This is a genomic window from Marinactinospora thermotolerans DSM 45154, assembly GCF_900167435.1.
In the GTDB taxonomy this organism is placed as follows: domain Bacteria; phylum Actinomycetota; class Actinomycetes; order Streptosporangiales; family Streptosporangiaceae; genus Marinactinospora; species Marinactinospora thermotolerans.
In genome coordinates this window covers 371,466-389,391 of record NZ_FUWS01000002.1, presented here as the reverse complement: position 1 = coordinate 389,391, position 17,926 = coordinate 371,466, and the positions used below count along the sequence as shown (strand labels likewise).

The following is a 17,926-nucleotide window of genomic DNA, read 5'->3' as shown; positions in this document are numbered from 1 at the left end:
TTCATCGTTATCGACTTTATTGCGAGTGAATGTCCAAGAAGTGCGGATGATGCTAATTCATGGCTCATCCGTGATCTACGGCGCCCCCGCCGGCACGGTCCACGGGCCGGCCCCCGGACCATGTCCGGGGAGCGTCTCCCATCGATCCTGGCGACCACTACTTCTCCTTGGACGACTGCTGTTCTCCGGCAATGTTGCGGCCCTGACGGACCCCCTGCTGGAAGCTGGAGAACCTGCTGCGGACCCGCTCGGCGGAACGTGTCGGGATCTGCTTGAAGTTCTCCGGCTGGGGAGCCGTACCGGGAACAAGGTTTGCCTTGGGAACGCGTTTTGGCAAGCCCGCGGACGTCAAGCCACCGGCGACGGGCTCGCTGGCGCTCTTGGCGGCCTTCCATCCGGTGTCGGCCTCCGAGCGCCACTCGTCCTCGGGACGTCCCGAGGAGGGCGCAGCCGGCGGCTCGGGAGCGCTCATCGGCTCGGCCTTGGCTCCGGCCGGCACGCCCGCGCTGTTGGGCGGCGTTCCCAGGCCGATCGGCCCGGTCTCGGGGGCGGTGACGGCCGGACGCACCGTGCGACGGCGGAACCAGTTCGACTCGATCGAGTCGAAGATCGGCAGCGGGCCGCTGTTGTTGTCCGGGGCGGGCGGGACCACGGTCCCGTGGCTTGAGCCGCTGCCGTAGCGCTTCGACAGGTAGGCCGTGGAGCCGTACCCCTCACGGGAGTCCTGTCCGGGCGGGGTGGCCGGCGGCTGGACCTGGTAGGGCTGCGGCGTGGCCGCCTGCTCCTTCCAGGGCCGGGACTCCTCCAGCGGCTGCTGCGGGGAGGACTGGGGCTGCTCCCGCCACAGCGGCTGCTCCTCGACCGGGCGCGGCGTGGCCGCCGGGGGCTCGACCGGACGCTCGGGCTGGAGGGGCTGCGGGGCCTGCGCCGTGGGCTCGGGCCGGGCCGGCTGCGGGGACTGCGCGGGACGCTCGGGCTCGGCAGGCTTCTTCCAGGCGTCGTTCCACAGGTCCTGGCCGCTCGGCGGGTGCTCCTCACGTGCCCGGCCGGCCTGCGCCGGGTCGGGACGCTTGGGCAGGGTCTCGCGCCGGTCCTGTTCCCACAGGGGCCGCTCCTCGCCGGCCGGGGTCTGCCACGCCTCGGCGGGGTCGGAGGGCGCGGGAGCCGAGGCGAAGGCCGCCGTCGCCTCGGCGTAGGTGTCGGGGACGCCGGCGCGCCCGCCGCCCAACGCCGGCGGGGTCGGGTCGACCGGGGTGATCAACAGGTCGGCCGGCAAGACGATCAGCGCGGTGATACCCCCGTTGTGGGCGGGGCGCAGGCGCACCTGGATGCCGTGCCGGTTGGCCAGGCGACTGACGACGAACAGACCCATTCGGCGGGAGACCGCGACGTCGATGACAGGGGGCTCGGCCAGCCGCTGGTTGGTCGCCTCGATCTCGTCGGGCGACATCCCGATGCCGCTGTCGGTCACCTCGACCATCACCTCACCGCCGTCAAGGGCGCGGGCGGTGACCGAGACCTGGGTGTCGTGGGAGGAGAAGGAGGTCGCGTTCTCGACCAGCTCGGCCACGAGGTGGATGACGTCGTTGACCGGCCGGCCCAGGACGGAGATGTGCGAGGGGGCGCGGACGTTGACCCGCTCGTACTGCTCGACCTCGGAGATCGCACCGCGCAAAACGTCCACCAGCGGGATGGGCTGGGCCCACTTGCGGGTGTTGTCCTGACCGGACAGGACGAGCAGGTTCTCGTTGTTGCGGCGCATGCGCGTCGCCAGGTGGTCGAGCTGGAACAGGTCGGCGAGACGGTCGGCGTCCTGCTCGCTCTGCTCCAGACCGTCGATCAGGCGGATCTGCCGTTCGACCAGCGTCTGGCTACGGCGTGAAAGGTTGACGAACATCGAGTTGACGTTGCTGCGCAGCGCGGCCTCGTCGGCGGCCAACCGCAGGGCCACGCGGTGGACCTCGTCGAAGGAGCGCGCCACCTCGCCGATCTCGTCGCTGGAAGCCACGTCGATCGGGGTGATGCGGATGTCGTCGACATCGGCGTTGGTCTCACGCATCCGGTGGATCGCCTCGGGAAGGTCCTGTTCGGCGATCCGCATGGCGCCCTCACGCAGCCGCCGCAGGGGACGGACCATGGAACGGGCGACGAGCATGGTGATGACGATGACCGCGGCGATGACCGCCAGAATCACCAGCGAGTCGAAGATCGCCCGGTTGAGCGCGTTCCCCTTGAGGTCGGCGGCCTGTTGACGGGTGTCGGCGGCGATCTGGGACTCGACCTGCTGCATGAGCCCCAGCGACTCGGTGGAGACCTCCTGGTACTCGGCGGCGCTGTCGCCGGAGGTCAGGCCGGTCAGCTGCTGGTCGGTGTTGGTGCGGATCATCACCCGCAGCCGCATGGTGGCCATGCGGCTGACCTCCAGGCCGGTGAAGGTGTCGTCGTAGATCTTGCGCTGCTCGATCGTCGCGCTGGACTGGAAGTTCTGGAGGTTGTTGTCGTAGCGCGCCCGGGCGCCCTCGATGGACTCCTGGATACCGCCGGACATCGACCCGCGCATCAGGGAGTACAGCATCAGCGAGGACTCGTGGGAGAGCTGGTCGCGCGCCCGGCTGAGTTCGGCGAGGGTGCGGGCGCTCTCGCGCAGCGAGGTGTTGTCGGTTCCTTCGGCGATCGTCTCGGTGAAGCCGACGAGGGTGTTGTTGAGCTGACGGTACTTCGTGACCGCGGGGAGGACCGAGATACGGGTCTCACTCACCTCGTCGCGGATCGTGGACAGGTTCTCCAGGTTCGTCAACATCGCCTGGAGCCGGTTGGAGATCAGCTCGGTGCCGGGGTCTCCAAGCTCGTTGGCGCCGTTGCGCACCTCGTTGACCGCCTGGTCGACGACTTTCTGCTGGTCCTCCAGTTGTTTACCGAGCTCGGGCGAGCGTTCGGCGGGGTTGGGATCGTCGGCGATGTAGGCCGCCGTCAGCAACCGTTCCCGGCCGAGCTCGTTACCAAGCGTGACGACCGTCTCAGTGAGCGCGGCCATACTCTCGATCCGCTCGTGGGTGAGCGTTCCGGAGACGTTCTCCGAGATGCGCAACCCACCGAGCAGCACCGCGACCGCGGTGGGGAGGACGATGAGCGCGACGAGGCGGGATCGCACGCGCCAGTTGCGCGGCGCCCACCAACGGGCCGGACGCTCCGACTGCTCCTCGTCTCCGCCGGCGTGTTCCGCCTGTTCGGGGAGCTCGTCGTGGGCCGAATCGGCTCCAATTCCCGTCGCTCGTGTCGACACGGACCCTCGCAACCTTTCGTGTTACCGCCTCGGGCAACGGACATGGACTCCCTGAGCACGATCCACCCGGCCTGCGTGTGGAGGCCTGAGGGATGCCGGGGACGGCCGATCGGCCTGCCGCACACGGCGATCCGGCGCCGAGAAGGGGGGAAGCTTTCTTCGCCAGGACCCGACTCATGGGGGGGAGAGGCGTCGTCCACCATTAAACCGAAACGGGGGACGTGAGATCGATAGCGTATCAATCCGTCCGGACGTCCGGGATACCTCGATTATCCCTAATGCCGGACTCGATCTGACGATGGATTATTCATCCTCCCTGCTATCCGGTCCAGCACTCTCCCGCATCAGTGAGGTCACGATCCCCCCACCGCTCCGTCCCGCTCTTCGATAACTTTTCGGACACACCCTGAGCTCCCTGTCAACCGATTCCCCGAAGTGGCATTCTGTGTCCGCACACGCACGTTTCGGGGGGAGCGTCTGTGAGGCACGGTGAACGCGCGCGCCCATTCCAGGGCGGATACGGGGGCGTCCGCGCTGCGGCGGTGGTGCTCCTGGGGGCCTGGCTGGCGATCGCGGGGGCCACCCCGACCGCCGCCGGAACACCTCCCGGGCCGGCCAGGCTCGGAGACGACCTGGACGACGGCCCTGGACCACAGGACTCCGTCGGGGCGCTCAAGAGCCGGATCGCGGCGGTACAGGCCCGGCTGGACGACCTTCAGAGCGCGGCGGACCAGGCCATCCTCGACTACCACGGGGAACTGGACCGTCTGGACGAGGCCGAGAAGGCCTATGACAGCGCCCGGAGCAAGGCGGCCAACGCGGGGGAACGCCGTGAGGCGGCGCGCCGCGACGCGGCCCGCTACGCCGCCTCCGCCTACATGGGCGCCGACCTGAGCATGGCGACCGCGTGGGTCTCCCCTGACGGCCCCCAGGAGGTCGCCGACCGCAGCGGCTACCTCCGCCTGCTGGCCGACCGACGGAACGATGTCGTGGACCGGGCGACCGCCTCCAGCACCGCGGCCGACGCGATCGAGGAGCACGCAGCGCAGACCCGCGACAAACAGCGCGAGGCCGCCGACGCCGCCGCAGCGGCCAAGGACAGGGCCCTGGCCGCGGTGCGCGAGCAGGAGGAGTCGATGGAGTCGATCCTGGCCGAGCAGACCGAACTGGAGAACCGGCTCGCCTCCGTCAGCGACGACGCCGGGCAGGAGCGCAAGCGCAGGGCCGCGCTACAACAGGCCCGCGACGCGGCGGAGGGGAGCTCCACCGACGCCGCGTGCGACGGCACCGCCGCCGCCGGCTACGCCAACGGCCAGATCCCCGAGTGGGCGCTGTGCCCGTTGCCCCAGCCGGGTGAACGTCTACGCGCCGACGCCGCCGTCGCCTTCATCGAACTCGACGGCGCGTTCCGCGAGCGGTTCGGGCGTCCGATGTGCGTCACCGACTCCTACCGGCCGCTGGCGGAACAGGTGGCGCTGTTCCACCAGATGCAGGCCGGGATGGCCGCCCGCCCCGGGACCAGCACCCACGGGCTGGGCCTGGCCGTCGACCTGTGCGGCGGGGTCAACGTCCACGGGTCGGTGGAGTACGACTGGATGATGTCCGTCGCGCCCGACTACGGATGGCACAACCCCGCATGGGCGCAGAACGGCTTCGAACCCTGGCACTGGGAGTACCTTCCCTGAGCCCGCGTCCAGGCCGGCTCCCGCGCCATCAGGTGGGAGCCGGCCGCCCGGTCAGCGTGAGACGACGCGGTAGCGCAGGTCCGCGCGTCCGCCCGAGGCGGTGAGCGAAATCGGCTCCAGATGCACCCGCCGGCCGCCGGGAACCTGGAAGAGCCGGATCCCGTCGCCCAGCATGATCGGTGCGACCTGGACGAGGACCTCGTCGACGAGCCCCTCCTCGAAGCACTGCCGAACGGTGTCGGCCCCCGTCACCATGCGGCGGCGAGTGCCCGCTCGACCGCCTCACGGACACCACAGGTGGAAGGTGACCGGGGAGTCCGGCGCGGCCTGGGCGGGTGCCCGATGGGTGAGGACGAACTGGGGCCCCTCCCAGGCGCCCTCGTAGATCTCCTGGGCGTCGCGCAGCCCCACCTCGTAGGTGCGACGGCCGGCGAGCACCGCGCCCGTGGCCCGCATGACCTCGTCGGCGGCCTCGTTCGGCTCCAGGCCGGCGAAGACCCAGTCCATCGCGTCCTCGGGCCCGGCGATGAAGCCGTCCAGGGACATCGTGACGTGGACCAGGACCTTCCCCATGGCCTCATGCCTCTTTCACTCGCGATGGTGGCCGGCCGACGGGGACGGATCAGGCCGCGGCCCCCACCCGGATCTCGAACTCGCCGAGCGTTCCCCCGTCAACGTGGAACTCCTCGCCGGATTCCAGCGGACGGCTCGCAGCGGGCAGGGCGATGGCGATATCGCCCTCGAGCTCCTCGGTCCAGGCGAGCTTACCGTCGAGGGCGGCCGAGGCCACCTCCTCCCCCTCGACCGTCGCCGTGACCGTCAGGTCGGAACCGTCGAACTCGTCGTGGGTGACGATGGCCGGCCCCAGCGTCAGACCGACCGGCTCACCGGTGGAGGACAGCCACAGACAGGCGAGGGTGTATCCCGCGTGCAGTCCCCGCCCCCCGAACAGGGCGGCGACCCCGACCTCGGCCACCAGCGCCCCCACCCCCGCGGGCACCATGATCCCGTCGTCCGTACCGCGGACCAGGTCGGGCGTGATCGCGCACGCCTCGCCGGAGGCCCGGCGCACCATGACGGGGCCGGCCGGCAGGTAGGGCGCGCACAGACGTGTCTCGAACTCCACGATGATCTCGACCGGGGAGGCCAGGGCGCGTTGGAAGGCGTCGGCGAGCGCGTCACGGCTCTCGGCCAGCAGCTCGGGCACGGTCTCCTCACCCGGGTAGCCGAACACGCAGCCGTCGTCGACGACCCCCGGCCGCTCCGCTCCCCCACTGGGGGACAGATAGGTGACCCAGCGCATGAACTCCCCTCCCATGGTGGTCGCGTCGACGAGGCGACCGCTCGGATTCACGGTATCCCGGCGACGAAGGTGGCCTGGCGGCGCGGCTCAGCGCGATCCGGCCGCCGGCGCGTCCAACGGGTTGTGCTCCCGGCCGGTCCCGCCGCACATGCGGCACTCCTCCTCGACCCGGACCCAACCGATCACCCCGTCGGCATCGCGGAGCGGACGTTCGGGACGCCACCGTCTGGTACCGGCGCAGAAACGGCAGGGCCGGCCGGCGCCGGCGCACCATTCACATCCGTCCACCCCGCACCGCTGCCGCGTGCGCCCCACCCGCATCCGCCCCGTTTCCACGTCACGCCGTCGCGCACCGCCGGGCGCGCCCGCCCCGTCCTGTTCCCTCCCGTGCCATGGCATCAGGGAAGGACCGGATTCAGCGTCGCACAGCAGGTGAGGCGGCGTCCAGAGGGTGCCGCGGCCCTACGCCCCGGTAGCCTTCGTCAGGTGGAATCGCGCACGACCAGGTAGGCGTCGAGGATGACCCCGCCCGGTTCGCGCACCTCCCCGGCGAGGCCGTCGGTGAGGATGCGGGCCATCTCCCGTCCCATCCGCTCGATCGGCTGGTGGACCGACGTCAGGGGCGGGTCGGAGTGCAGGGCGAGGTCGGAGTCGTCGTAGCCGATGATGGCGATGTCCTCGGGGACGCGCATACCGGCCTCCTTGACCACCCGCAGCGCGCCGAGCGCCATGAGGTCGGAGGCGGCGAACACCGCGTCGGGACGGGCGGCCAGAAGCTCCCGCATGGCCGCCTCGCCCCCCTCGTAGCTGAAGTCGCCGTAGGCCAGGAGGGCGGGATCGACCCTTCTCCCCACCTCCTCGAGCGCGCCGCGGTAGCCGCGGAGCCGGTCGATGCCGGCGACCATGTCCTGCGGCCCGGCGATGGTGGCCACGCGCTCGCGTCCCCCCTCGACGAGGTACAGGGTCGCCGCGCGGGCGCCGCCGACGTTGTCGGTGTCGACGAAGTGGACGGCCCTCGGCTCGGCGTCCAGTGGCCGCCCGCCGTGCACGTAGGGCACCCCCGCGCGTTCCAGCAGCCCGGGCAGCGGGTCGTCGCTGTGCAGCGACACCGACAGCACACCGTCGACGTGGTGGCCGGTGAGGTACTCGGCCAGGCGTTCGTGTTCGGCCGCGGTCCGGGCCGTGGCCAGGAGCAGCTGCAACCCCCGGTCGTTGAGGACGGAGCTGACGCCACGGACGATGCCCGCGAAGAAGGGCTGGGCGAACAGCCGGTCATCACGCTCGGAGACGACCAGCGCGATCGTGTCGGTGCGCTGGGTGACCAGGGTCCGCGCGGCCTTGTTGGGCACATACCCCAGCTCCCGCACCGCCCTGAGCACCGATTCGCGGGTGGCCTTGCTGACCTGCTGCGAACCGTTGATGACACGGGAGACCGTCCCCCGGCCCACCCCGGCCCGCTCGGCCACCATCTCCAGCGTCGGCCGCTGCCGACGAACGCTCATCTGCCGTCCTCCCATTTCGGGCGCACACACACGGCCGCCCCTCCTCCTCCACCAATAGTGGTACACGAAGGGGCGGCGATGTCCGGTTTCGGGGAAGGTTCAGGACTCCCTGAGCAGTCCTCCCCTGCGGATCACATCGGAGTACCACAGGGCGCTGTCCTTGAGCGTGCGCCGCTGGGTCTCGTAGTCGACGTGGACGATCCCGAACCGCTTGGAGTATCCCCAGGCCCACTCGAAGTTGTCCATGAGCGACCACACGAAATAGCCGCGCATGGGCACGCCGGCCTCGATCGCCCGGTGCACCTCGCGCAGGTGCGCGTCGATGTAGGCGGTGCGCTCGTGGTCGTGCACGCCGCCGTCCTCGGTGATCACGTCCTCGAAGGCCGCCCCGTTCTCGCAGACATAGAGGTCGACGCCCGGGGCCTCGGCGGCCAGGCGGGTCATCACCGCGTACAGGCCCTCGGGCTCGATCTCCCATCCCATCGCGGTGGTGGGCAGTCCCCTGCGGACGAACGCCATGGGAACGTCGCCGAGCCGCATCGCGTTGTCGCCGTCGTCCAGCGTCGCGGGGTCCACCCGGGCGGGGTCGCCCGACACCCACTGGGGGTTGTAGAAGTTGATCCCGAGCATGTCCAGTGGGGTGGAGATCACAGCGAGATCGCCGTCACGGACGAACCCGAAATCGGTGATGGAGGCCAGCCCCTCGACGATGTCCTCGGGGTAGGCGCCGTGGAACAGCGGGTCGGTGAAGATCCGGTTGCGCAGTCCGTCGGCGAAACGGGCCGCAGCCTGGTCGGCCGGGCTGTCGGTGTCGGGCCACATGACCGTCTGGTTGTGCGCCAGGCCCAGTCGCGGGACACGGTCGAACTGCCCGGCCTGCTCGCGGATCGCCGCGACCGCCAGGCCGTGGCCGAGCAGCAGGTGGTGGGCGGCGGCCAGGGCCGCGGCCGGATCGGTGCGGCCGGGCGCGTGGACGCCCTCGCCGTAGCCGAGGAAGGAGGCGCACCACGGCTCGTTGAGGGTGTTCCAGTTGGTGACCCGGTCGCCGAGCGTGCCGTGGACCACGGCGGCGTACTCGGCGAAGCGCAGCGCGGTGTCGCGCACGGGCCAACCGCCGTCGTCCTCCAGCTGCTGGGGCAGGTCCCAGTGGTACAGCGTCGGCCAGGGGTCGATGCCCGCCGCGAGGAGCTCGTCGACCAGCCGGTCGTAGAAGTCCAGGCCGGCCCGGTTGATCCCGCCCTTACCGTCGGGCTGGATGCGCGGCCAGGCCACGGAGAAACGGTAGGCGCCCAGGCCGAGTTCGCGCATGAGCGCGACGTCCTCGACGTAACGCCGGTAGTGGTCGGTCCCCGGCTCCCCGGTGTCGCCGCCGATGACCTTGCCGGGCGTCGCCGAGAAGGTGTCCCAGATGCTCGTTCCGCGCCCATCGGCGGTGGTCGAGCCTTCGACCTGGAAGGACGCCGTCGCCGCGCCCCAGACGAAGCCCTCGGGGAAGCGGACCTCGGTCGCCTCCCCCGCCTTGGGGGCGGGAGCCGGGGACTGCGTGGATGAAGGAGAAGGGTTCACGCTTTGATCGCACCTTCCATGATCCGGCCGACGAGCTGACGGCCGAAGACGATGAACAGGATGAGCAGCGGGAGGGTCGCGAACGTCGATCCCATGAACATCAGCGAGAAGTCACGAGAGTAGGCCGAGACGTTGAGCTGGTTGATGGAGACCTGGACGGTCGGGTTGTCGGCGTTGAGCGCGGCGAGCGGCCAGACGAACTCGTTCCAGGTGGTCATGAAGGTCAGCAACCCCAGGACGATCATCGCCGGGCGCAGGGCGGGCAGCACGACGTTCCAGTACATCCGGAACGTGGAGCAGCCGTCGATGCGCGCCGCCTCCAACAGCTCGTCGGGGACCGTCTGCTCGACGTACTGGCGCATCATGAACACGCCGAAGCCGCTGACCAGGAACGGCACGATGACCGACTGCAACTCGCCCCGCCAGCCCAGCCAGTCCATGAGCATGAGCAGGGGGATGATGCCGACCTGCACCGGGACCGCCATCGTCACCACGACGGCGACGGTGAAGGCGCCGCGCCCCTTGAACCTCAGCTTGGCCAGGGCGAAGCCGGCCAGCGAGCAGAAGAAGACGACCGCCACGGCGACCGTGGTCGAGGCGATCAGCGAGTTGGTCAGACCGGTCGTGAAGTTCGCGGTGGTGTTGGCGAACAGGCGCTCCATGTTCAGGATGAAGTTCCCGCCCGGCAGCAGCGTGGGCGGGCGCTGGGAGGCGGCCGAGGTGTCGCGGGTGGCCACGACGAACATCCACCACAGTGGGAAGACCGAGAGCAGGACCGTGATGATCAGCGCGATGTAGGTCAGCGGGGTGGCCTCGCGCATCGTCCCCCCGCCCTTGCGCTTGCGGGTACGGCGCGGGGAGCCTGCGGCGGGACCGCCGGGTCTCGTTGTCGTCAGGGAGGTGGCGGTCATGACGCACTCCGAATCCGGCTGCTCAACAGGGCGTTGACGATCGAGAAGAGCACGACCAACAGGAACAACGCCCAGGAGATGGCGGCACCGTAACCGTAGTTGCCGTAGCGCATGGCCTCCTGGAATACCAGCATCATCACCGTCTGGAACTGTCCCTGTGTGCCGCCGGCCATCGTCCCGTCGGTACCGAACACCGAGGGTTCGGTGAACAGCTGGAGCTGCCCGATGGTGGAGATGATGACCGTGAAGATGATGGTGGGACGCAACATCGGGATGGTGATCTGCCAGAACTGGCGCATCCGGCTGGCGCCGTCGAGCGCCGCCGCCTCATAGACGTCCTTGGGGACGGCCTGCATCGCGGCGAGGTAGATCAGCGCGTTGTAACCCACCCACCGCCAGTCGATCATGATGGCGATGGCCACCCAGGAGGCGTACTTCTCACCCCGCCAGTCGATCGGGTCGATCCCGAGGAATCCGAGACCGTAGTTGATGAGGCCGTACTGGGTGCCGAAGAGCTGGCTGAACACGATCGCGACAGCGGCGATCGAGGTGATGTAGGGCAGGATCAGCACCATGCGGAACATGGTCCGCCCGCGCAGCCTGCGGTTCAGGGTGTCGGCCAGGAAGAGCGCGATGAGCAGCTGCGGCACGACCGCGATGAGGAAGATGCCGAGGGTGTTGTAGAGCGCGTTCCAGAACTTGGCGTCACCCATCAACCGGGCGTAGTTGTCCAGGCCGACGAAGCCCTCGTTGCCGCCGATGAGGCTCCACTCGTGCAGGGAGACCCACACCGTGTAGAGCAGCGGGAAGAGCCCGAAGATCGCGAACAGGATGAAGAACGGGGCGATGAAAAGGTAGGGCGACGCCTTGGTGTCCAGCTTCGTCCACAGGAACCGGCGTTCCTCCGTTCCCTTCGGGCTGCCCGGTGCCGCGGCACCGCGGCTCCCGCCCGTGGGGGGGACCGCGGGTGGCGGGGCGCCACCGCGCTTGAGAGGAGTGGTCACGTCGCGCGCTCCTTCGAAGAATTCCGTATGCGTTGAGGAGGGTGATGAGGGCGGCCCGACCCGGCGCGGCCGGGCACCGGGGAGGGGGTGCCGGCCGGCCGGGCGGGCCGCGTGGTCAGGTCGGGAGGTCAGCTCTCGCCGGTGGCCCGCTTGGCCGCCTCGACGGCGGTGTTCCACGCCTCGTCGGGGGTGGCCTGTCCCTGCTCCACCGACTCCTGGGCGGCGCGGAAGGCGTCACCGATGGCCTGGTTGTCCGGGCCGAAGTAGACGGGCTCCAGCTCCTTGGCGCTGGCGCCGTAGATCTGGCCGACCGGGGCGTTGTTGAAGTACTCGCGCTCGAACTCCTGGACCTCGGGGCTGTCGATCGCCTCGGGCGAGGAGGGCAGGACGTTGGCGGAGTTCCAGGCCTCGAGCTGTCCCTCGGGGGAGGTCAGGAACTTGGCCAGCTCGGCGGCCATCTCCGGGTGCTCGCTCTGCGTCGGGACCGCCAGCCAGGAACCGCCCCAGTTACCGCGCCCCTCGGGGACCGCGGCGACGTCCCACTTGTTGGCGCCGGAGGTGCCCGCGGTGCTCTCGATGTGGCCGAGCATCCAGGCCGGGCAGGGCAGCGTCGCGAAGGCGTTGCTCTGGATCGCGGCGTTCCACTCGTCGGACCACATCGGCAGGCTGGCGGACAGCCCCTCCTCGGCCATGCGGGTGACGAGGTCCCACGACTCGCGGATCGTGGGGTTGGTCTCGACGACGAGGTTGCCCTCGGTGTCCTGGAAGGTGTGCTCGCCGCCCTGGACGGTCAGCACGCTGAAGTAGGGGGTGATCGTCGAGACGAAGTCGGCGCCGGTCTCGGCCTCCTTGAACTCCAGGCCGGTCTCGATGAAGTCGTCCCAGGTGGGCCAGAGCTCGGCGACCTCTTCGCGGTCGGTGGGCAGGCCGGCCTCCTCGAACAGGTCGATGTTGAAGCACATGCCCATGCTGCCGATGTCGGTGCCCAGGCCGACGAGCTTGCCCTCGGTGTCCTTGCCCTGCTCCCACTTCCAGGCGAGGAAGTTGCCCTCCAGCTCCTCGGCGCCGTACTCGCGCAGGTCGACGAACTTGTCGGACTGCTGGAGGAACTGGACGGCGTTGCCCTCCTCCAGCGCGACGACGTCGCCCGCTCCGCTGCCCGCGGCGATGTTCTGCTGGAGCTGCGGGGTGTACTCGGCGAGGTCGGTGATGTTGCGTTCTTCGATCGTGACGTTGGGGTGCTCCGCTTCGAACTGCTTGTACAGCTCGTCGTAGCCGAAGACCCCGTAGGTGTCGACGACGAGAGTGATCTCGCCGTTGGCGTCGGCGGAGTCACCGCCGCCACAGGCGGTCGTGAGGAGGAGTGCACCGACCCCGGCCGCCGCGGCGGCGGCCTGGAAGGGGCGACGTCGGAAGGTTTGCATCTGCGGACCCTTCTCCGGCAGGAAAGTCAACGACGGGGCGTCCCGTACCCCCCATATGGGAGCGCTCCCACAAGAGAAGCCCTTCCGTGTGGTCTACGTCAATCCCCCGACATGACGGCGAAACATAACCGTTACCCCGATCACACCGCCTCGTCCCACCCCCACGACGCCGAAAGGGCCGTGGCCCCGCGTCTTCACGCGGGGCCACGGCCCTCGACTCGGCGTCCCTCCCGGCCCCGAGGGGCCGGACGACGTCAGGCCTGGTTCTCCACCGGGAACACCACGCCCTGCCAGGTCTCCTCGATGTAGGAGACGACCTCGTCGCTGTGCAGCAGCTCCGCCAGCTTGGTGACCGCGGGGTCGTCCTGGTCCTCGGCCCGCACGACCAGGCCGTTGGCGTAGTTCTCGACGTAGTCGGCGCCGCCGTCGGGCTCCCAGGCCAGCGTGTTGGCCTCCGTCGCCAGATCGGCCTCGATCGCGTAGTTACCGTTGACCACGGCGGCGTCCACGTCACCCAGGGACCGCGGGAGCTGGGCCGCCTCCAACGGGGTGACCTTGATGTCCTTGGGGTTGTCGGCGATGTCCTTCTCGGTCGCCAGCGCGCCGGCCTCGGGATCCACCGTGATCAGACCCTCGGCCTCCAGGGTGGTCAGAGCGCGGTCGAGGTTGGCGGCGTCGTTGGGCACCGCGATCTCGGCCCCCTCGGGAATGTCGGCCACGTCCTCCACCTTCGTGGAGTACAGCCCCAGGCGCTCGACGTGGACGTCGCTGACGTAGACCAGCTCGTCGTCGGGGTTGGCCGCCTGCCACTCGCCGAGGAAGACGCGGTGCTGGAAGTAGTTCGCGTCGAGCGCGCCCTCGGCGAGCTGCGGGTTGGGCTGGTTGTAGTCGGCGATCTCCACGATCTCCAGGTTCAGCCCGGCCTCCTCGGCCAGGTTCTCCTGGACGAAGCCCAGGATGTCGCCGTGGGGGACCGGGTTGACGCCGATCCGCAGCGTGGTCAGATCGCTGTCGCCCTCCTGCTGGGCCGCGTTCTCGCTCGGGCTGCCGCACGCGGCGAGGGTGGTGGTCAAGGTCGCGGCTGCGAGGATCGCCCAGGGCTTGCGCACGGTGTGCTCCTTGTCGTTGCAGTGATGTCGGAACGGGCTCTCAGCGGTGGGACATCCGCCGCACGAGCACGTCACCGAGGCTCTGGATGAGCTGGACGACGATGACGAGGAAGACCACGGTCGCCCACAGGTAGTAGTCGTCGAAGCGCTGGTAGCCGTAGCGGATCGCGATGTCACCCAGACCACCGCCGCCGATCGCGCCGGCCATCGCCGAGTAGGAGATGAGCGCGACGATCGTCATGACCAGTCCGGCGATCAGTCCCGGCAGCGCCTCGGGGAGCAGCACCTTGGCCACGATCGTCAGCCGTCGCGCGCCCATGGCGTGGGACGCCTCGATGACGCCCCGGTCGACCTCGCGCAACGCCGTCTCGACCAGGCGGGCGAAGAACGGGATCGCCCCGATGCTCAACGGCACGATGGCGGCCGTCGGCCCCAGCGTGGTGCCGGTGAGGAACCGGGTCAACGACAGCACCGCCACCATCAGCACGATGAACGGCAACGAGCGACCGATGTTGACGATCGCGCCCAGGACCGCCTTGACCGCGGGGGCCGGGGTCAACCCGCCCCGGTCGGTCATGACGAGCAGCACCCCCAGCGGCAGGCCGAACAGGACCGTGAACAGCGTGGCCCACAGGACCATGTAGAGCGTGTCCAGGGTGCCCAGCCACAGCACGGGCCACATGTCCGGCCAGCGCTCGGCGAGTTCGTGGATCCAGCTCATCGGGTCGACTCCTCCACCAACAGCCCCTTGTCCTTGAGATAGGCCAGGGCCGCAGCGCGGTTGGCGCCCTGGATGCCGACGTTGAGCCGGCCCACCGACTGGCCCGAGACGGTCTCGACCGCGCCGCCGAGGACGTTGACGTCAACGTCGAACCTGCGGGTCAGTTCCGACATCAGCGGCTCGTCGAACTGCCGCGGATAGGTGATGGTGACGACGCCGGGGGCGTCGGCGGGCGGCAGTGGGAACAGGGACCGGGCGAGCAGCGACCCCGGTGTGGCGAGCAGGTCGAGGACCTTGCCGGACTCGCGGAACACGCCCTGCTCCATGATCGCGGCGGAGTCGCAGATCCGCTTGATCACGTCCATCTCGTGCGTGATGAGCAGGATGGTCAGGCCGAGTTCGCGGTTGAGGTCGCGCAGCAGTTCGAGGATGGACTCGGTGGTCGCCGGGTCCAGCGCCGAGGTGGCCTCGTCCGACAGCAGGACCTTGGGACTCGACGCCAGCGCCCGCGCGATCCCCACCCGCTGCTTCTGGCCACCGGACAGCTGTGCCGGGTAGGCGCGGGCCTTCTCCTGGAGGCCGACGAGTTCGAGGAGCTCGCCGACACGGCGGCGGCGCTCGGCGCGGCCCACCCCGGCGATCTCCAGCGGGAAGGCCACGTTGGCCGCGACCGTGCGCGAGGACAACAGGGCGAAGTGCTGGTGCACCATGCCGATCCCGCGCCGCGCCGCGCGCAACCGGGCCCCGCTCAGGGAGGTGAGGTCCTCGCCGTCGACGGCGACCGTTCCCGCGGTGGGGCGTTCCAGCAGGTTGACGCAGCGCAGCAGGGTGCTCTTGCCGGCACCGCTCTGGCCCACGACGCCATAGATCTCGCCTTGACGGACGTGCAGGTCGACGCCGTCAAGCGCGAGCACCTCGCGGTCTTTCAACCGGTAGACCTTGCGCAGGCCCACAGCGTTTATCACTGGGTCTTCCTCGTTAAGTTTCCGGATGGGTGCAGGGTCCGCCACGGCCCGGGACCACGCGGGGACCGGCCGCACGGCGCGGGGTCGCGCCGGGGCTGGGCGGCGGGGCCGCCGCGGGGAACGCGCCCGGGGGCGCGGGATCTCACGGAGGCCGGGGCTCAGCCGCGCATCAGGCAACACCCGCCGGCGGAACGGTGGCAGGACAGGTACCGCCGCCCGCGCGTCGTCGCGACGCAGGGGTGCGCACCGCTCATCCGTTCACCATCCACGTAACTAGACAACCATTCCCGCCGTGTCCACATTGCGGTGGAGCGGGTTACCTCCGCCACAAAACCCACTATAACAGTAGGAAAATGTGATCCGAGTCTCCCTAGCTGAACAGGCCGCATGGGCCATGACACAGATCACCCGAAACGTCCGCTTTCCCCTTGCCGGACACCTAGACTCGTCCGCGAGTGCCCGACCCTCCCCATCCCCGGGCGTGATATTGGCATCGCGATTGGCAAGAGAGTCAATTTTTCCTAAAGTGCTCGACGTCCGGCCACGAGCTTCCTCGGCCCCGCCCTCCGGGACGTCCCCGTCCTCGGACGGAGCCGACCACACGACGCGGCCCGCGGCAGCGAGCAGACCCCGCTCCCGGGAAGGCCAGTGCCCTCTCCCGGGAGTCCTGCGCCTATCGAGGAGCGAGAGAGTGCAGCCCGACCGTTCGACCGGCGACGACTACGCCGACTTCTGGGCGCCCGATCCGCCTTGCCCGTCCCGCAGCGCCCTCGCGCGCCCGCGCCTCGGCGCGGCGTCACTGCGCCGCTCGGGGGTCGCCATCGCGGCCTTCGCCCTGGTGGCACCGTTGACCCTGTCCCCCGCTCCCGCCCTGGCGGTGGCGCCCGCGCCGGCGCCGGCCGAGGACCTCGACAGCCTCCTCGCCCGGGCCGACTCCCTGAGCGAGGAGTACAACGGCGAGCTGCGGGACATGGAAGGCGTCATCGCCGAGGCCCAGGAGGCCGAGGAGCGCGCGGACTCGACCCAGGAACAGGTCGACGAGGCGCGCGACGAGGTCCGCCGGCTCGCCATCGCCACCTACACCGGCGGCGGCCTGGAGCCGGCCATGACCCTGTTCGTCGAGGACGACCCCCAGGACATCATCGACCGCGCGGTGATGGTCGACCACCTCGCCACCAGCAACCGCGACAAGATCACGCAGCTCGAAGAGGCCGTCGCGCAGGACCGCGAGGCGCAGGAGGCCGCGCAGGCCAAGGTCGAACAGGTCGAGGCCGACCTCGCGGCGCTGGAGGAGCGCCGCGAGGAGGTCCAGGCGATGATCGCCGACTACCCGGTGCAGCAGATGGGGGGTCCCGACAACCTCACGCCGCGCACCCGCCAGATGAAGGAACTCATCATCGAGGAGTTCGGGGAGAACCGGGAACACGGCGGCGTCGGCTGCTATCGGCCCAACGGGGGCTGGGTGGTCGGCGAACACCCCAAGGGCCGGGCCTGCGACTTCATGGTCGACGCCAACGGGCAGATGCCCTCGCAGGAGCAGATCGACCACGGCTACGCCATCGCCGAGTGGGCGCAGGAGAACGCCGACCGGCTCGGGATCATGTACATCATCTACCGGCAGAAGATCTGGGACATCCGGCGCGGTGACGAGGGCTGGCGCGACATGGCCGACCGCGGCAGCATCACCGAGAACCACTTCGACCACGTGCACATCTCGATGTTCTGACGGGCGCGCGGCCCGCTCCGCCACGGTGAGGCGCCGTCACCGTCGCGTCCCGGCCCTTGGCGCCCCACCGCGTCGAAGCTCCGCGGCCCGCGTTCGCCGGTCTGATCCCGCGTGGACCGGCTCCGCCCTCAGCGGAGCCGCTCGCCGTAGACGTGCTCGACGGCCATCGTCATGAGCACCCTGCGCTCGGACACCATCACCGACCGGTACTCCGCCCAGTCGGGGTGCTCCCCGGCCGCGCGCCGGTAGTACTCGACCAGCGCCTCGACCTCAGGGCCGTGGGGGTCGCCGCCCGGCCCGGTGAGCGTCACCGTGCCCTCGGCGGTGGCCCACGCCCACCCATCGGAGCGCGTCACCTCGATCGCGGCCCGCGGGTCGCGTCGCAGGTTGGCCGTCTTGGCGCGCCCCTCGGTCATCGACACGTAGACGGTGTCGGTCCGCGGGTCGTAGAAGGGGCTCACCGGGGAGAGCTGCGGCCGACCGTCCGACTTGATGGTCGCGAGGACGCCGAGTCGGCTCTCGGCGAGCAGCTCACGCGGGTTGAACGGCGCGTCGGTCATATCGTGATCCCCATCTCGTCGGAGGCCGTGGTCGTTCCCAAGGTACGCCGCTCTCTCGGTGCCCACCCGGCATTCCACGGTTCGCCGGCGAGACGGGCCGAGCACCGCCCCGGGCAGGCCGCCGCGGGGCCGGCCTCGGGCCTGCGGGAACGCGGACGGCCGGCGCC

At 70.0% G+C, this 17,926-nt stretch carries 15 protein-coding genes; 2 read left to right on the top strand and 13 right to left on the bottom strand.

Annotated elements, in window-relative coordinates; translation table 11 throughout:
• Nucleotides 1-157 precede the first annotated feature (157 nt).
• Nucleotides 158-3,283: a sensor histidine kinase gene (locus tag B5D66_RS04710; protein ID WP_078760349.1), complete on the bottom strand. Its 3,126-nt coding sequence runs from the start codon at nucleotides 3,281-3,283 to the stop codon at nucleotides 158-160.
• Between the two features lie 479 nt (nucleotides 3,284-3,762).
• Between B5D66_RS04710 and B5D66_RS04705 the strand changes: the two genes are divergently transcribed.
• On the top strand, nucleotides 3,763-4,968 hold the full coding sequence (locus tag B5D66_RS04705; RefSeq protein WP_235000748.1) for a M15 family metallopeptidase: 1,206 nt from the start codon (nucleotides 3,763-3,765) through the stop codon (nucleotides 4,966-4,968).
• 51 nt (nucleotides 4,969-5,019) lie between these two features.
• On the opposite strand, the gene B5D66_RS25930 is transcribed toward B5D66_RS04705, so the two are convergent.
• The 11 genes from B5D66_RS25930 to B5D66_RS04650 all read right to left on the bottom strand — a co-directional run bounded on the left by B5D66_RS25930 (nucleotide 5,020) and on the right by B5D66_RS04650 (nucleotide 15,461).
• Entirely contained in the window at nucleotides 5,020-5,223 is a 204-nt protein-coding gene (locus B5D66_RS25930; protein WP_235000746.1) for a dihydrofolate reductase family protein, read from the bottom strand.
• Between the two features lie 27 nt (nucleotides 5,224-5,250).
• Nucleotides 5,251-5,541 (bottom strand): dihydrofolate reductase family protein, encoded by a 291-nt coding sequence (locus B5D66_RS25925; RefSeq protein ID WP_235000744.1) that lies wholly within the window; start codon nucleotides 5,539-5,541, stop codon nucleotides 5,251-5,253.
• Nucleotides 5,542-5,590: 49 nt separating this feature from the next.
• Complete coding sequence (locus tag B5D66_RS04695) at nucleotides 5,591-6,322, bottom strand: hypothetical protein (RefSeq protein ID WP_327307852.1); 732 nt, start codon at nucleotides 6,320-6,322, stop codon at nucleotides 5,591-5,593.
• 431 nt (nucleotides 6,323-6,753) lie between these two features.
• Nucleotides 6,754-7,773 carry a LacI family DNA-binding transcriptional regulator gene (locus B5D66_RS04685; protein WP_078760347.1) on the bottom strand — a complete coding sequence of 340 codons (1,020 nt, stop codon included), beginning with the start codon at nucleotides 7,771-7,773 and terminating at the stop codon, nucleotides 6,754-6,756.
• A 99-nt stretch (nucleotides 7,774-7,872) separates the two neighbouring features.
• The gene (locus B5D66_RS04680; protein WP_078760346.1) at nucleotides 7,873-9,339 is read right to left on the bottom strand and encodes a GH1 family beta-glucosidase; all 1,467 of its coding nucleotides are present in this window, start codon (nucleotides 9,337-9,339) and stop codon (nucleotides 7,873-7,875) included.
• Complete coding sequence (locus B5D66_RS04675; RefSeq protein WP_078760345.1) at nucleotides 9,336-10,250, bottom strand: carbohydrate ABC transporter permease; 915 nt, start codon at nucleotides 10,248-10,250, stop codon at nucleotides 9,336-9,338. The genes B5D66_RS04680 and B5D66_RS04675 overlap by 4 nt, the downstream gene beginning before the upstream one ends.
• Nucleotides 10,247-11,254, bottom strand: coding sequence for a carbohydrate ABC transporter permease (locus B5D66_RS04670; RefSeq protein ID WP_432936123.1), 1,008 nt, complete (start codon nucleotides 11,252-11,254; stop codon nucleotides 10,247-10,249). The genes B5D66_RS04675 and B5D66_RS04670 overlap by 4 nt, the downstream gene beginning before the upstream one ends.
• Nucleotides 11,255-11,382: 128 nt before the next feature.
• Nucleotides 11,383-12,678, bottom strand: a complete 1,296-nt coding sequence (locus tag B5D66_RS04665) for an extracellular solute-binding protein (protein WP_078760344.1) — start codon at nucleotides 12,676-12,678, stop codon at nucleotides 11,383-11,385.
• A gap of 254 nt (nucleotides 12,679-12,932) precedes the next feature.
• A complete protein-coding gene (locus B5D66_RS04660) occupies nucleotides 12,933-13,787 on the bottom strand; it encodes a MetQ/NlpA family ABC transporter substrate-binding protein (RefSeq protein WP_078760343.1) in 855 nt (284 codons plus the stop codon).
• Nucleotides 13,788-13,827: 40 nt separating this feature from the next.
• Entirely contained in the window at nucleotides 13,828-14,508 is a 681-nt protein-coding gene (locus B5D66_RS04655; protein ID WP_078760342.1) for a methionine ABC transporter permease, read from the bottom strand.
• Entirely contained in the window at nucleotides 14,505-15,461 is a 957-nt protein-coding gene (locus tag B5D66_RS04650; protein ID WP_078760341.1) for a methionine ABC transporter ATP-binding protein, read from the bottom strand. Before B5D66_RS04650 ends, B5D66_RS04655 begins: the two co-directional genes overlap by 4 nt.
• Nucleotides 15,462-16,164: 703 nt before the next feature.
• On the opposite strand from B5D66_RS04650, the gene B5D66_RS04645 reads away from it, so the two are divergent.
• On the top strand, nucleotides 16,165-17,199 hold the full coding sequence (locus B5D66_RS04645) for a coiled-coil domain-containing protein (RefSeq protein WP_078760340.1): 1,035 nt from the start codon (nucleotides 16,165-16,167) through the stop codon (nucleotides 17,197-17,199).
• Between the two features lie 128 nt (nucleotides 17,200-17,327).
• Here B5D66_RS04645 and B5D66_RS04640 read toward each other — a convergent pair whose 3' ends face one another.
• Complete coding sequence (locus B5D66_RS04640; protein ID WP_078760339.1) at nucleotides 17,328-17,759, bottom strand: PPOX class F420-dependent oxidoreductase; 432 nt, start codon at nucleotides 17,757-17,759, stop codon at nucleotides 17,328-17,330.
• Nucleotides 17,760-17,926: the final 167 nt, after the last annotated feature.

Bases quoted from the DNA above. Each gene is read 5' to 3' on its own strand.
- B5D66_RS04685 (WP_078760347.1), bottom strand. From the start codon at position 7,773: ATGAGCGTTCGTCGGCAGCGGCCGACGCTGGAGATGGTGGCCGAGCGG.
- B5D66_RS04640 (WP_078760339.1), bottom strand. From the start codon at position 17,759: ATGACCGACGCGCCGTTCAACCCGCGTGAGCTGCTCGCCGAGAGCCGA.
- B5D66_RS04675 (WP_078760345.1), bottom strand. From the start codon at position 10,250: ATGACCGCCACCTCCCTGACGACAACGAGACCCGGCGGTCCCGCCGCA.
- B5D66_RS04665 (WP_078760344.1), bottom strand. From the start codon at position 12,678: ATGCAAACCTTCCGACGTCGCCCCTTCCAGGCCGCCGCCGCGGCGGCC.
- B5D66_RS25925 (WP_235000744.1), bottom strand. From the start codon at position 5,541: ATGGGGAAGGTCCTGGTCCACGTCACGATGTCCCTGGACGGCTTCATC.
- B5D66_RS25930 (WP_235000746.1), bottom strand. From the start codon at position 5,223: ATGGTGACGGGGGCCGACACCGTTCGGCAGTGCTTCGAGGAGGGGCTC.
- B5D66_RS04655 (WP_078760342.1), bottom strand. From the start codon at position 14,508: ATGAGCTGGATCCACGAACTCGCCGAGCGCTGGCCGGACATGTGGCCC.